Below are 14,143 nucleotides of genomic sequence, written 5' to 3'. Positions count from 1 at the left end.
TAATAAACACTTAACAATATGCAATTCAATCTATTTAACCTAAGATCTTTTTCTGCCGTTTTACTAATGGCCGGCCTAATGAGTTCTTGTAGCAGTGATGATGACTCTGTAAATCCTAACCCAGAGCCAGAACCAAATCCAGAATCTAGATGGATCACAGTAGCAGCTGCTCGTATGGGAGATAATCCTGGTGATGGTAATGGAGGTACACTAATTTACTCGGTAACCAGCGAAGAAGCCAAAGACCCAACAGTATCTATAGAACCTTTTGATAATGGATTTATTGTTCCTTCTAACAGAACAGCAAGGTTACAATCTTCTGAAGATGGAAGCACTATTTTTAATATTAGTTATGCTGGTGACACTGGTGGTAACTATACAAAATATAATGTAGAAGGTGGTCAGGATTTCGCTCAGGCTGGATCTGAGATTAGTATCGCTCCTTACGTTGGCGCTGCACCTAGATGGATCAAGTTATTTGATGGCGATCAAACAGGAGCGGCTGTTTATATCTCTACTGAAAATGAATTTGATGACAATGGAACTCCAGAAGATGCTACAGATGATACTTACCTTCGTACAGATGCCCAAATGGCTATTGTAACATTAGATCTTGTAGATTCTCAAATTTTAGAATTTCAGGAACACAATATTCCTTTAACTCCAGAACTAGAAGCACAGGGATATTACATTTCAAGAATTGATATGCCAGTTTTAAATGAAGCAGGTGATAAATTATACATTGGTGCTCGTCTAAGTAAAGTAGATCCTGCAACTGGAGAGAGAGAAAGAGATTACGAGATCTTAGGTTCTAAAACAATTGTTTTGGATTACCCTTCTTTACTTAATCCAACTGTGATCACTTCTGAAGTAGGACACGGTAATACCAATGGTTATCGTAGTATAAACGCATTTCTAGTAAATGGTAGCGTATACCAAGCAAACCAGGGAGATCCTGAAGGTTCTCACATTTTAAAGATCGATGCTGATAACGAATATGATGATTCTTACGATTTCAATTTAGATGAAGCTTTAGGTGTAGACGATGCATATATTTTGGCTTGGAGACCAGCAGAAAATGGCAAAGCTGTTGTAGCTTATCGCCATGCTGGATCTGCTGAAGGAGTTGCTGGAGCACAGGGATATTTTGCTTTGGTAGATCTTGAAGCTAGAACTGCAGAGCGCATCGATGAGATTCCTTACGATCCAGACTTTTACCTTTTCCAATACCAGGGATTTGTGGTAGACGGATCTGAGATCTACGTTACCCAAGCTCCAGTAGGAGAAAACGGAAACATTTATGTGATCGATACTGAAACCGGAGATGTAACCCAGGGAGCAGAATTGGTTAATACTGAAGGAAGCCACTTCATTGGTGTTTTCTAAGAGTTATAACATATAAAAAAAAGCCGCTCGATGAGCGGCTTTTTTTTATATGCTAAATTCAAATAAACCTTAACTTACTAATTGGGAGTTCATACCACTCAGCATGGCTTCAGTTAAAGCTGAAATATCAAAATTATGTGACCATCCCCAATCTTCTCTTGCAGCGTTATCATCGATACTTGATGGCCAGCTATCTGCAATCTCTTGTCTAAAATCTGGTTGATAAGAAATTTCAAAGTTTTGAATATGTTTTTTTATTTCTTCAGCTAAGATCGCCGGAGTAAAACTCATTGCAGCCAGGTTATATGATGATCTAACTTTGATCGCTTCCGCAGGAGCTTCCATAATATCTACCGTTGCTTTTATAGCATCTTCCATATACATCATAGGCAAGGAAGTAGCTTCACTTAAAAATGAAGTATATTTTCCTTCTTTTATCGCTTCATGAAAAATTTCTACAGCATAATCTGTAGTTCCACCGCCCGGTAATGTTTTATAACTTATGATACCTGGATAACGAATACTACGCACATCAACTCCATATTTTCGATTATAATAATTACACCATCGCTCCCCTGTTTGCTTACTTATTCCGTAAACCGTAGTAGGCTCCATAATCGTAGTTTGTGGCGTATTTTCTTTTGGTGTAGAAGGTCCAAAAACTGCGATACTTGAAGGCCAAAAGACCTTTTTGATCTTTTTATCTTTAGCCAGGTTCAATACATGAAACAAAGAATCCATATTTAAACCCCAGGCTTGCATAGGTGCTTTTTCTCCTGTAGCGCTCAACATCGCAGCCATTAAATAAACGTCTTCGATTTGATGTTTTTCGACCAAACCTGCAATTTGCTCATAATCCATAGCATTAGCAATCTCAAATGGTCCGCTAGCCATAAGTTCTTCACTTCCCTCACGAATATCACTGGCGATCACTGCATCGCTGCCATGAATTTCACGGAGTTTTAAGCTTAGTTCGGTTCCTATCTGGCCACTGGCGCCAATAATCAAGATTTTAGTAGGCATACGCTTAAAAATTTTTGGCAAATATATTCATTTATTGCGAATATAATTTGCTAAAACGATTAATCTAACGCAAAAATTATATTATATTTAAGAATAAAGAAATTATATGGCCATAGTATTATAATGATTTACATTTGTACAATCAATATTTGATAATGAAACGAGTAATTTTTGGAATACTATTGATGGTTTTGGCTTCCTGCGTTCAGGATTCAGAAAAAGACAAAACCAAAACAAAACCTAGAGAAACGGAAGCTTTCACCAAAGAATTTACCGTGCAAACAGCTATTTTGCCCTTAGAAGCTTCAGCAAAAAAATATGCCGCAAAATGGGGGGCCTACGTTGTGTTACATAACGAGGTAAAACTACTAAACACTACTTCTGTAAATAAACTTATTGATAAATCTTCAGCTATTGCACAACTTATGGAGAGTTTACAAAGCTCTATACCAGATTCTTTAGAATCTAAACCCGTAGAATCTCGTTTAAGAGTGCTTACTACCAAAGCTAAAATACTAGAACAACAAGCACACTTACAAAACATAGATCCTGAAGAAATTAAAAGGGTCGCCCAAGAAATCCCTCAGGATTTCAACAATCTTAACATTCAGCTGAACGAATTATTTATCGAGAGTATCGAAGATTTTGAAACTGAATTAGACCGACTTGTTGAAGAGAACCGTTTAAGACAGCAACAAAAGAGGGATAGCCTGAAGGCTATAAATAGATAGTAGAGCACGATTAATAAAAATTCCTAGTGAGAGATTTATTGTATCTTCAGCAAAAATAACTCTCATGAAAAATCGATTACTTTCACTTATTCTGATCCTTTTCAGCTGGGCTGGATTTTCTCAAACCATGCCCTACCAATCCAATACCAAACAGGCCAAAACTGACATTTCAAAAGTAATAGATGCCTGGCATCAAGCTGCCGGAGAGGCAAATTTTGAAAATTATTTTAGTTTAATGAGCAAAGATGCCGTTTTTATAGGCACCGATGCGACTGAAAATTGGCAATTAGAAGAATTTAAAGCCTACGCAAAACCTCATTTCGATAAAGGAAGAGCCTGGGATTTTACTTCCGTAGAAAGAAATATTTACATCGCAAATAAAAAAGGAATCGCCTGGTTTGATGAACTTTTAGATACACATATGGGTATTTGCAGAGGTTCTGGAGTGATGCAATACATCGACGGTGATTGGAAAATATCACATTACGTTCTTTCTATCGAAATACCTAACAATAATGTTGCAGAGATCACCAGGATCAAGAAAGATTTTGATACTAAAATGTTGCAAAAACTTGAAGCGCAAAATTAGAAACGCTTACATATTGTAACATTTATCTTAAAAATGCGTCTGTTTTATTACATTAGCAACAATTATACAAACACATCAACATTCAAATGAAAAAAATTACTAATGCGGTTTGTTTATCCCTAATTGGCGCCACATTAATTGGCTGCCAGGACAAGGATAAATCTTCCGAATCTGAACAAGAAGAGATCCACGGTATCAACCTGGCTTATATGGATACAACTTCCAGCCCTAAAAGCAATTTCTTTCGCTATGTTAACGGAGCCTGGTTAGACGAAACCGAAATTCCTAGCGACCAGACAACATGGGGTAGCTTTAACGAACTTCGTGAAAATACAGATAATGATGCTCTGGCCTTATTAGATGAAGCCTCTAATGACGAGAACCTTGATGCCAGCAGCGATCAGGCTAAAGCGGTAAATCTTTATAAAACTATTATGGACACGGTTGCTCGTAACGAGCAAGGTGTACAACCGGTTTTACCATACTTAGAAAAAGTAGATGAAATTTCTAATAAAGAAGATCTACAGACTTACCTAACTGAAGCTTCTAAATATGGTGGTGGCGGTTTCTTTTCTTTTGGAGTTCGTGCAGATGCTAAGAACAGTAGCCAAAATGCAGCATATCTTTATCCTGGTAGCTTAGGTTTACCAGATCGTGACTATTATGTTGCAGAAGATTCTGACTCTAAAGAGAAAAAGCAAAAATACGAAGCACATATCGCTCGTATGATGCAGTTTTTAGACTACTCTGAAGAAGATGCGAAAGAATTTGCCAAAACTGTAGTGGAATTCGAAACGAAACTTGCAGAACCAAGATTAGATAAAGTAGAGCGTCGTGATGCACGTAAAACTTACAATCCTATGACGGTTGCAGAACTACAGGAAATGGTACCAGCAATTAATTGGGATAGTTATTTCGAAGAAATTGGCGCAGGTAAATTAGATACTATTATCGTATCCCAGCCAAAATACATGAAAGCTATGCAGGATCTTTTAGCTGAAAATGATGTAGATACCTGGAAAGCTTATTTAAAATGGACAAGTTTTGATGCTGCTGCAGGAATGCTTTCTACTGAAATTGAAACTGCCAACTGGGATTTTTATAGCAAAACACTAAGAGGTGCAAAAGAGCAACGTCCTAGAGACGAAAGAGCTTTAGGTACTGTAAATGCTATGGTAGGTGAAGCTTTAGGAAAGCTTTATGTTGAAAAACACTTCCCGGCAGAAGCTAAAGAAAAAGCACAGGAAATGATCGCAAACGTAATTAAAGCTTACGAAAAGCGCATCAATAATCTTAGTTGGATGAGCGAGGACACTAAGAAAAAAGCCATCGAAAAACTAGGAACTACCACTATTAAGGTTGGATATCCAGATGAATGGGAAGATTACGGTGATTTAGAAATTACAGGATCTGAGGAAGGTTCTTACTTCCAAAACGTAATGAATGCCCGTGAATGGAGAACTGCTGAAAATGTTGCAAAATTAGGTGAGCCTGTAGATAAATCTGAATGGTATATGTCTCCACAAACGGTTAACGCTTACTATAACCCAAGTTATAATGAGATCGTGTTCCCGGCTGCAATCCTACAACCTCCTTTCTACGATTACAAAGCAGATGCTGCAGTAAACTATGGCGGAATTGGAGCGGTAATTGGCCACGAAATTTCTCATGGATTCGATGATAGCGGTGCTCGTTTTGATGCTGAAGGTAACCTTAACAACTGGTGGACAGACGAAGATCTTTCTCAGTTTGAAGGCCTTGGGCAAGATCTTGCAGATCAATACAGCGCTATCGAAGTTTTAGACAGTACTTTTATTAATGGTGAATTTACCTTAGGTGAAAATATTGGTGACCTTGGTGGTGTAAACGCTGCTTACGATGGTTTACAAATGCACTTAGAAGAACATGGTGATCCAGGAAAGATCGATGGATTTACTCCAGAGCAACGTTTCTTCTTATCATGGGCTACTGTTTGGCGTACTAAAATGCGTGATGAAGCTTTAAAAAGCCGAATTAAGACAGATCCTCACTCTCCAGGAATGTACAGAGCTTACGTTCCACTACAAAATATCGATGCCTTTTACGAAGCATTTGATATTAAAGAAGGAGATTCGATGTATGTAGCACCAGAGAATCGTGTAAAAATCTGGTAAGAACTTATAATTTTAAGCAAAAGCCTGAAGATATCTTCAGGCTTTTTTTATTTAAATTGTTTAATTTCACGATCTAATTTAAAGCAGCTTATGAAACGTTTCTTTTTAGGTATTTGTAGCCTTTTATTTTTATTTTCCTGCACCAACAAAACAGAAGATTTTGATTGGCTAGTGGGCGATTGGAAACGAGTAAATGCTGAAGAAGATTTTAAAACCTTCGAAAGCTGGCAGAAAAACAAGAAAGAATATGCCGGTTTTGGCTATACAATGCTAGAAAACGATACCATTTTTCAGGAAGATCTAAGGCTTTACAAGGAAAACGATCTTTGGACGCTTGAAGTTACCGGAGTAAACGAAGATCCTACTCCATTTGTGCTTTCAGAATTAAAACCTGAATATTTTGTTGCTGAAAATGACACGAATGAATTTCCGAAGAAGATCATTTACAAACTCCAAAATGACACCTTAAAAGCAAACGTCTCTACAGCCGAGTTTGATGTTGATTTTGAATTTGTAAAAATTCAGAAATAAATTACATAAGATTGGTATAAGCAATTTAGTTGAAAAAAGCTTAAATTCGAGTCAGACCTCCGGGAATAAAACCCTCGATGAGGGATTAAAAATAAAAAAAAGCATCTTCAATAAGTTCGATTTTGGTGCCAGAAGCATTTTTGATAATAGCTACGATATCAAATCTAATTTCAGCATCAATATTCTTAACCTCAGCATAGTGATTCATCGCCAAAACCAATCGCTGAATTTGCCCAGATTTTACAAATTCCTGCGGATTCCCAAAATGCGCTGTGCTTCTGGTCTTCACCTCTACACCTACTAAAATTTTATCTTTAAAAGCGATAATATCGACTTCAGCTTTCTGAAATCGATAATTTTTTTCCAAAATCTTATAGCCGTTCTCCTTTAAAAAAGCAATGGCCAGCCCTTCCCCTTTTTTCCCAAGTTCGTTATGACCAGCCATAGTTTTTAAAGTTTTATAAGAAGTTTATTCTTCAATAATTTACGTAATAAGATGTCATTCCGGACAGCGATCCGGAATCTCATCTGGATTTGTGTTAAATTTAAAACATAAGACTCTGATTTAAGCCCATCTGCTTAGAAAGCAGATTCAGGGTGACTATGCTACTTCATTTTCAGCAATCATAGAGGCTAAAAAGGTATTTCTCACTTAATAAAAGCATCCAGAAGCCTAATCGCGATACATGATCGTCGAAACCTTTAGATTTAAGGCTTCAATCTCTTCAGGCGTCGCATCGATCATTCGGTCTCCATAAAATTTATCGGCTACTTTGCCTTGAGGGTTTAAAAACACACGGATGTTTGAATCTTCTAGCTTTCCGCCGTTCCAATCTACAGCACCACTATAATCCCAGCCAAATCCGTAGAATTTTATCTCTTTTCTATTAATTTTAGTCAGCTCATCATAAGTAGTTCCTATTTTGATTCCTTTTGCCGAACTCCATTTTCCCTCTTCAGAATAACTAATATCGAAAATCGATGTTTTAGACTCATCTTTCCACGTAATCAAAATTTCATCTTCAGTTTCTGGATATAAGATCGTGTAAGGACGTTCTACCGTTCCTTCTTCCATCATTTCGCTACCATTTTTAGGATTGGCATCGCTGTACATCCCCAAAATTTGTTCGTAGTTCTTATTCTGAAGAGATTCGATCGTATATTTATCGCTTTTTACCGCTTTTTTACTTCCGCCGCAAGCCACAAGACTTATACTTACGAATAATAAAAGTAGTTTTTTCATTTTTGGTTAGTTTTTACTGAAATTTGCTGTCCGATTAAAGGACGATTTAAATTCAAATGATTAGTTTCTGAAATTTTTAAAAAATCACATCGATTTTTATATAATATCGAGATACTAAATTAGAAACAAATTGAAAGGCGACACGGTGTTTTGCAAGAATTTAACGCGTATTATAACGCAGTTGCTTACCTTTACGCCTTTAAAATTTATCCCTATAAAAATGAGGATGAATTTTATACAATATTAACCCCACGAAAATGTGGGACGTTAAGCAAATCCCGTGCAACCGGGTAAACTACCTCAGGGCAAGTTCGTGAGGTACATATTAGAAAATTATTTTTATTTCGAGTGATGTCTCGAAGCATATAATCTCGATTATCGAGTAAAAGTTAAAACAGAAAATGAGTAACACGCCAAAAAGATATACAATTACGGCAGCTTTGCCTTACACTAATGGGCCAATACATATTGGGCATCTATCGGGAGTTTACGTTCCGGCAGATATCTATTCTCGATTTTTAAGAATGCAGGGGCATGATGTGGCTTTTGTTTGCGGTAGCGACGAGCACGGTGTGCCTATTACCATTAAGGCGAAAAAAGAAGGAGTTACTCCGCAGGATATTGTAGATAAATACGACGGAATCATTAAAGATTCTTTTAATAACTTCGGAATTTCTTTTGATAATTATTCGAGAACTTCAGCTGAAATTCATCATAAAACGGCTTCAGCATTCTTTAAAAAACTTTATGAAGATGGTAAGTTTATTGAAGAAACAACAGAGCAACTTTATGATGCTGAAGCAAAACAATTTCTTGCCGATCGTTTTGTAACGGGTACCTGCCCAAAATGTGGTAACGAGGAAGCTTATGGCGACCAGTGTGAAAGCTGCGGAACTTCGCTAAATGCCACAGAACTTATCAATCCAAAATCGGCGATAACCGGTGCTACACCGACTTTAAAAGAAACAAAACACTGGTTTTTACCTTTAGATCAATATGAAGACTGGTTAAAAGAATGGATTCTTGAAGGTCATAAATCTGATTGGAAACCAAATGTATACGGACAGGTAAAATCCTGGATCGATGATGGTTTACGTGCCAGAGCTGTAACCCGAGATCTTGACTGGGGAATACCAGTTCCGGTTGACGGTGGCGAAGGTAAAGTACTTTACGTTTGGTTTGATGCGCCTATTGGCTACATTTCTTCAACTAAAGAATGGGCAGAGCGCGAAGGCAAAGACTGGGAACCGTACTGGAAAGATAAAGACACCAAATTGGTACATTTTATAGGGAAAGATAATATCGTTTTTCACTGTATCATTTTCCCGGCGATGCTTAAAGCACACGGCGATTATATTTTACCAGACAATGTACCAGCCAACGAGTTTTTAAATTTAGAAGGTAAAAAATTATCGACTTCTAAAAACTGGGCAGTTTGGTTGCATGAATATTTAGAAGATTTCCCTGGCCAGCAGGATGTATTGCGTTATGCGTTAACGGCAAATGCACCAGAGGCTAAAGATAACGACTTTACCTGGAAAGATTTTCAGGCTAGAAATAACAACGAGCTGGTAGCTATTTTTGGAAACTTTATTAACCGTGTGGTGGTTTTAACCAATAAATACTACAATGGTGAAGTTCCTACTCCGGCAGAATATTCTACGGTAGATGAAGAAACTAATGCCGCTTTAAAAGCTTACCCGGCAGTAATTGCCAGTTCTATCGAAAAATATAGATTTAGAGAAGCACAAGGCGAATTAATGAATCTTGCTCGTTTAGGAAATAAATATCTGGCTGATGCAGAGCCGTGGAAATTGGTAAAAACCGATGAAGAGCGTACTAAAACAATTATGTATGTGGCGCTACAAATCGCATCGGCCCTGGCTACACTTAGTGAGCCGTTCTTACCTTTTACTTCTAATAAACTGAAAGAGATTTTGAAGTTTAGTGCAGAAGAAAGAAACCTAAATGAAGGTGAACTTTCGCAGTGGGATAAAATTACCACTCGCGAAGCCCTTTTACCTGCCGGCCATATAATTGGTAAAGCCGAATTACTTTTCGCTAAAATTGAAGATGAAAAGATCGAATTACAACTTCAGAAATTAGAAGCTTCTAAAGCTGCGAACGCTAAAGCTGATGAAAGTGTAGAACCACAAAAAGACACTGCTACTTTTGAAGATTTCACCAAAATGGATCTTCGTGTAGGAACCATTATTGAAGCCAATAAAATGCCTAAAACCAAAAAACTAATGGTTTTAAAAGTAGATACAGGATTGGATAAACGAACTATCGTTTCTGGTATCGCAGAGCATTTTAAAGCCGAAGAATTAATTGGAAAAAAGGTGACCGTTTTAGCGAATCTTGCCCCAAGAAAATTACGTGGAGTAGAAAGTGAGGGAATGATCTTACTTACTGAAAATGCTGAAGGCAAACTGGTATTTGTAAACCCAGATGAAGATGGTGTTACAAATGGTGCTACGATAAATTAAAAATTAAAACGGCTGAAGTTATTTTCAGCCGTTTTTTATTTACACTATGCTCAAAATTGCCTTTCACCCTATCTACAAGCATCCGTTGCCAGAAAAACATCGTTTCCCGATGGAGAAATACGAGTTGTTACCTAAACAACTTTTACATGAAGGCACTTGTGATGAGCAACATTTTTTTAGTCCGAAACCAGCAGACTTAGAAGATATTCTTGCGGTTCACACCAAAGAATACGTCGAGAATTTAACGAATCTTAGCTTAGATCGCAGGGCGATTAGAAAAACTGGTTTTCCGCTATCGCAGGAGCTGGTAGATCGTGAGATCATTATTGCCGGTGGTACGATTGAAGGCTGCCATTATTCTTTAGAACACGGAATTTCTATGAATATTGCCGGCGGTACGCATCACGCCTATAGCGATCACGGTGAAGCCTTTTGCCTATTGCACGACCAGGCAATTGCTGCGAGGTACCTTCAGAAGAAAAAATTAGCTGAAAAAATACTCATTATCGATCTTGATGTTCATCAGGGAAATGGTACGGCTGAAATATTTCAGGACGATGATTCGGTTTTTACATTTTCGATGCATGGAAAGGGAAATTATCCCTTCAGAAAAGAAATTTCAGATCTCGATATTGAAGTTCCCGATGGCTCCAAAGATGAATATTATCTAGAAACTTTAAAGGAAACGCTACCCGGACTTATTGAAAAAGTACAGCCCGACTTTATCTTTTATCTATGCGGAGTAGACATTCTGGAAACCGATAAACTTGGCCGACTTTCCTGTAGTATCGCAGGTTGCAAGGAACGTGACCGATTTGTTTTGCAAACCGGTCACGATCTAAAAATCCCGGTACAATGTAGCATGGGTGGCGGCTATTCTCCAGAAATTAAAGTAATTATCGAAGCACACGCCAACACCTATCGCTTAGCGCAACATATCTATTTTTAGCTGGCTTTCAATTTCTTCATGAATTTGACGAATTCTGGCTGAAATTCTTCAAATAAAGGATGCTTTTTATTTTTCAGCATTACTTCGCTAAACAATTTTAATCCCAGTGCAAATTCGGTTGCTTCGGCTTCGGTTTCAAAAAGTTCTTTAGATTTTACAGCATCTATAATTCCGAAGATCTCATCATGATTTCCAAATTCAAATTCGATATTTTGATGCTTTACATCTTCTTTTAGGGTAGATACCGTCTCTAACTTAAGACGATAAACGTTAGCTTTCTTTGCCATTTTCTTTTTTATGCAAATTACCACATCCTAAAACTAAGCCGGTATTTTTTTAAAATAGATTCACTAACATTTTTGATAGCTTACATCTATTCTTTCAACACGAATAAAAATTAAGCCTATACAGCAGGATACGTAAATCACAATTAATAAATAATTTTATTGATATATTTAAATTATATTTATTAAATTATGACGATTTATTTACCAATAATAGCATTTTGAAAAATAAAGCAAAAAAATACTGGCGCGAAAACCTTAAATATCTCTTTATACTTTTAAGCGTATGGTTTATTGTCTCCTTTGGAGCAGGAATTTTATTTAAGGATTTTCTAAATCAATTTAAACTTGGTGGTTTTAAGCTGGGATTTTGGTTTGCACAGCAAGGTTCTATTTATGTTTTTGTGATCCTAATTTTCATTTACATACGTCTTATGAATAAACTGGATAAAAAATATGGTTATGCTGAATAAGCAAAATCTACACTTTTAAAACTCACTCACTTTTAAGATCATACTTATGGATGTTCAATTATGGACCTGGATTTTAGTCGGCATTAGCTTTACGCTGTATTTTGGTATAGCAATTTGGGCCCGAGCTTCTTCAACTAAAGATTTTTATATCGCTGGTGGCGGCGTTTCTCCATTAGCAAATGGAATGGCAACCGCAGCCGATTGGATGAGCGCAGCTTCGTTCATATCTATGGCGGGACTTATTTCATTTAGCGGTTATGATGGTTCGGTTTATTTGATGGGCTGGACGGGCGGCTATGTACTTCTCGCGCTTTTGCTTGCTCCTTATCTTAGAAAGTTTGGGAAATTTACAGTTCCAGATTTTATCGGCGACCGTTACTATTCTAACTCGGCTCGAACTATTGCCATTATTTGTGCTTTAATTGTTTCGTTTACGTATGTGGCTGGGCAAATGCGCGGCGTAGGAATCGTATTTTCTCAGTTTTTGCAGGTAGATATTACCAAAGGTGTTTTAATTGGTATGGCGGTAGTTTTGGTTTTTGCTTTTTTAGGCGGAATGAAGGGAATCACATACACGCAGGTAGCGCAATATTGCGTTCTGATCTTTGCTTTTATGGTTCCCGCTATTTTTATTTCTATCCAAATGACCGGAAATCCCTTTCCACAAATCGGGATGGGCGCCAGAGTTGAAGATGGCACTTTTCTTTTAGATAAATTAGACGAACTACATACACAATTAGGCTTTAAAGAATATACAAGCGGTACAAAATCTACCTGGGATATTTTTGCAATTACTCTTGCCTTAATGGCAGGCACTTCTGGCTTACCCCATGTTATCGTTCGGTTTTTTACGGTGCCTAAGGTAAAAGATGCCAGAAAATCTGCCGGTTATGCTTTATTGCTAATCGCTATTTTATACACTACGGCTCCAGCAGTTTCGGTTTTTGCCAGAACAAATTTGATCACTACCGTAAATGAAACGGCTTATACCGATTTGCCGGACTGGTTTAAAAACTGGGAAAATACCGGATTAATTTCCTGGACTGATAAAAATAACGACGGAAAGATCCAATATCGAAATTCAGATGCTGTAAATGGGAAACCAATTTTTACAGAGGAAAGAGGTGAAAATGGCGAGCGAATTATTAGCAATCCCAGCACTGCTGAAAATGAATTATATGTAGACAAAGACATTATGGTTTTAGCCAATCCAGAGATCGCTCAATTACCAAATTGGGTAATTGGTTTGGTGGCTGCAGGAGGTTTGGCTGCTGCCTTATCTACCGCTGCAGGTTTACTTTTGGTAATTTCCACATCGGTTTCTCACGATCTGGTAAAAAAGCAATTAAAACCTAATATTTCAGACAAAGGTGAACTTTTAATTGCGAGAATAAGCATTTTAGTAGCTATTGTTGTTGCAGGTTTCTTCGGAATTTATCCACCCGGTTTTGTTGCCGCTGTCGTCGCACTGGCATTTGGTTTAGCCGCGGCTTCGTTTTTCCCTGCAATCGTTTTGGGGATTTTTGACAAAAGAATGAATCGCCAGGGAGCCGTTACCGGAATGATCGCCGGAATAAGTTTAATGCTATTTTATATGATTAGGTTTAAAACCGGATTAATAGGAATTATGGATCCGTTACCGGAAAGTGAATGGTGGTTTGGTACTTCGCCTGAAGGCTTTGGTGTTGTTGCTATGCTGGTTAATTTTATCCTAGCGATCGTAATTTCAAGACTTACTCCTGCTCCACCAAAGAATGTACAGCAAATCGTTGAAGATATTAGAATCCCAAGTGGTGCCGGTGAAGCTCAAATGCATTAAAAATATAGCTTCAAATTATCGAATTTCAGCAATAAATAAAAAACTAAAAACTCCGTTTCCTTAAAACATAAGAAACGGAGTTTTCAGTATATTTTAAAAACTCAGCGAAAAAATTACTTCCCTAAAAGCAGAATTTCGTTGCAAATGATTTCAGTAATATAACGTTTATTCCCTGCTTTATCCTCGTAACTTCTACTGGTAAGTTTTCCGTCTACCGCGATTTCTTTTCCTTTAGGCACATAATTCTCTACCACATCTGCAGTTTTACCCCAGGCCACCAAATTATGCCATTGCGTTTCAGAAACTTTTTCTCCTTTGGCATTTTTGTAAAATTCGTTGGTTGCAATAGAGAATTTTGCCAGTTTTTTACCTGATTCTAAATTTACAATTTCGGGCTGTGTGCCTACATGGCCAATCAATTTAACGCTGTTTCGTAAAGTACTCATAACTATAGAATTTAATTGTAATTGAAA

14 protein-coding genes are annotated in these 14,143 nt (G+C 37.4%); 9 read left to right on the top strand and 5 right to left on the bottom strand.

The window, feature by feature from the left end; translation table 11 throughout:
- Positions 1-18 precede the first annotated feature (18 nt).
- Positions 19-1,386 carry a hypothetical protein gene (locus tag INR75_RS05510; protein WP_223091107.1) on the top strand — a complete coding sequence of 456 codons (1,368 nt, stop codon included), beginning with the start codon at positions 19-21 and terminating at the stop codon, positions 1,384-1,386.
- Between the two features lie 69 nt (positions 1,387-1,455).
- On the opposite strand, the gene INR75_RS05505 is transcribed toward INR75_RS05510, so the two are convergent.
- Entirely contained in the window at positions 1,456-2,409 is a 954-nt protein-coding gene (locus INR75_RS05505; protein WP_223091106.1) for an NAD-dependent epimerase/dehydratase family protein, read from the bottom strand.
- 155 nt (positions 2,410-2,564) lie between these two features.
- Here INR75_RS05505 and INR75_RS05500 point away from each other — a divergent pair, with 155 nt between their 5' ends.
- From INR75_RS05500 to INR75_RS05485, 4 genes are all read left to right on the top strand, one after another.
- Complete coding sequence (locus INR75_RS05500) at positions 2,565-3,140, top strand: hypothetical protein (protein WP_223091105.1); 576 nt, start codon at positions 2,565-2,567, stop codon at positions 3,138-3,140.
- A 64-nt stretch (positions 3,141-3,204) separates the two neighbouring features.
- Positions 3,205-3,729: a nuclear transport factor 2 family protein gene (locus tag INR75_RS05495; protein ID WP_223091104.1), complete on the top strand. Its 525-nt coding sequence runs from the start codon at positions 3,205-3,207 to the stop codon at positions 3,727-3,729.
- Between the two features lie 86 nt (positions 3,730-3,815).
- On the top strand, positions 3,816-5,882 hold the full coding sequence (locus INR75_RS05490) for a M13 family metallopeptidase (protein ID WP_223091103.1): 2,067 nt from the start codon (positions 3,816-3,818) through the stop codon (positions 5,880-5,882).
- Between the two features lie 90 nt (positions 5,883-5,972).
- Positions 5,973-6,413 (top strand): hypothetical protein, encoded by a 441-nt coding sequence (locus tag INR75_RS05485; protein WP_223091102.1) that lies wholly within the window; start codon positions 5,973-5,975, stop codon positions 6,411-6,413.
- Positions 6,414-6,498: 85 nt separating this feature from the next.
- Here the strand turns inward: INR75_RS05485 and INR75_RS05480 are convergent, their stop codons facing one another.
- Together INR75_RS05480 and INR75_RS05475 are read right to left on the bottom strand one after the other, a co-directional pair.
- Positions 6,499-6,858 (bottom strand): YraN family protein, encoded by a 360-nt coding sequence (locus INR75_RS05480; protein ID WP_223091101.1) that lies wholly within the window; start codon positions 6,856-6,858, stop codon positions 6,499-6,501.
- Between the two features lie 228 nt (positions 6,859-7,086).
- Positions 7,087-7,656 carry a hypothetical protein gene (locus INR75_RS05475; RefSeq protein ID WP_223091100.1) on the bottom strand — a complete coding sequence of 190 codons (570 nt, stop codon included), beginning with the start codon at positions 7,654-7,656 and terminating at the stop codon, positions 7,087-7,089.
- Positions 7,657-8,057: 401 nt separating this feature from the next.
- On the opposite strand from INR75_RS05475, the gene metG reads away from it, so the two are divergent.
- Entirely contained in the window at positions 8,058-10,145 is a 2,088-nt protein-coding gene (gene metG / locus INR75_RS05470; protein WP_223091099.1) for a methionine--tRNA ligase, read from the top strand.
- 46 nt (positions 10,146-10,191) lie between these two features.
- Positions 10,192-11,094, top strand: a complete 903-nt coding sequence (locus tag INR75_RS05465) for a histone deacetylase (protein ID WP_223091098.1) — start codon at positions 10,192-10,194, stop codon at positions 11,092-11,094.
- Here the strand turns inward: INR75_RS05465 and INR75_RS05460 are convergent.
- Entirely contained in the window at positions 11,091-11,381 is a 291-nt protein-coding gene (locus INR75_RS05460; protein WP_084841109.1) for a DUF3861 domain-containing protein, read from the bottom strand. The genes INR75_RS05465 and INR75_RS05460 overlap by 4 nt on opposite strands.
- Before the next feature lie 215 nt (positions 11,382-11,596).
- Here INR75_RS05460 and INR75_RS05455 point away from each other — a divergent pair, with 215 nt between their 5' ends.
- Both INR75_RS05455 and INR75_RS05450 read left to right on the top strand, forming a co-directional pair.
- Entirely contained in the window at positions 11,597-11,851 is a 255-nt protein-coding gene (locus INR75_RS05455; RefSeq protein ID WP_223091860.1) for a DUF4212 domain-containing protein, read from the top strand.
- 46 nt (positions 11,852-11,897) lie between these two features.
- Positions 11,898-13,670: a sodium:solute symporter family protein gene (locus INR75_RS05450; RefSeq protein WP_223091097.1), complete on the top strand. Its 1,773-nt coding sequence runs from the start codon at positions 11,898-11,900 to the stop codon at positions 13,668-13,670.
- Positions 13,671-13,783: 113 nt separating this feature from the next.
- Here INR75_RS05450 and INR75_RS05445 read toward each other — a convergent pair whose 3' ends face one another.
- The gene (locus tag INR75_RS05445) at positions 13,784-14,116 is read right to left on the bottom strand and encodes a single-stranded DNA-binding protein (protein WP_092539997.1); all 333 of its coding nucleotides are present in this window, start codon (positions 14,114-14,116) and stop codon (positions 13,784-13,786) included.
- Positions 14,117-14,143 lie beyond the last annotated feature (27 nt).

This window comes from Zunongwangia sp. SCSIO 43204 (genome assembly GCF_019904275.1).
Classification (GTDB): Bacteria; Bacteroidota; Bacteroidia; order Flavobacteriales; family Flavobacteriaceae; genus Zunongwangia; species Zunongwangia mangrovi.
This window is presented reverse-complemented; position numbering and strand designations above follow the sequence as displayed.

Bases quoted from the DNA above. Each gene is read 5' to 3' on its own strand.
- INR75_RS05510 (WP_223091107.1), top strand. From the start codon at position 19: ATGCAATTCAATCTATTTAACCTAAGATCTTTTTCTGCCGTTTTACTA.
- INR75_RS05505 (WP_223091106.1), bottom strand. From the start codon at position 2,409: ATGCCTACTAAAATCTTGATTATTGGCGCCAGTGGCCAGATAGGAACC.
- INR75_RS05500 (WP_223091105.1), top strand. From the start codon at position 2,565: ATGAAACGAGTAATTTTTGGAATACTATTGATGGTTTTGGCTTCCTGC.
- INR75_RS05495 (WP_223091104.1), top strand. From the start codon at position 3,205: ATGAAAAATCGATTACTTTCACTTATTCTGATCCTTTTCAGCTGGGCT.
- INR75_RS05490 (WP_223091103.1), top strand. From the start codon at position 3,816: ATGAAAAAAATTACTAATGCGGTTTGTTTATCCCTAATTGGCGCCACA.
- INR75_RS05485 (WP_223091102.1), top strand. From the start codon at position 5,973: ATGAAACGTTTCTTTTTAGGTATTTGTAGCCTTTTATTTTTATTTTCC.
- INR75_RS05480 (WP_223091101.1), bottom strand. From the start codon at position 6,858: ATGGCTGGTCATAACGAACTTGGGAAAAAAGGGGAAGGGCTGGCCATT.
- INR75_RS05475 (WP_223091100.1), bottom strand. From the start codon at position 7,656: ATGAAAAAACTACTTTTATTATTCGTAAGTATAAGTCTTGTGGCTTGC.
- metG (WP_223091099.1), top strand. From the start codon at position 8,058: ATGAGTAACACGCCAAAAAGATATACAATTACGGCAGCTTTGCCTTAC.
- INR75_RS05465 (WP_223091098.1), top strand. From the start codon at position 10,192: ATGCTCAAAATTGCCTTTCACCCTATCTACAAGCATCCGTTGCCAGAA.
- INR75_RS05460 (WP_084841109.1), bottom strand. From the start codon at position 11,381: ATGGCAAAGAAAGCTAACGTTTATCGTCTTAAGTTAGAGACGGTATCT.
- INR75_RS05450 (WP_223091097.1), top strand. From the start codon at position 11,898: ATGGATGTTCAATTATGGACCTGGATTTTAGTCGGCATTAGCTTTACG.
- INR75_RS05445 (WP_092539997.1), bottom strand. From the start codon at position 14,116: ATGAGTACTTTACGAAACAGCGTTAAATTGATTGGCCATGTAGGCACA.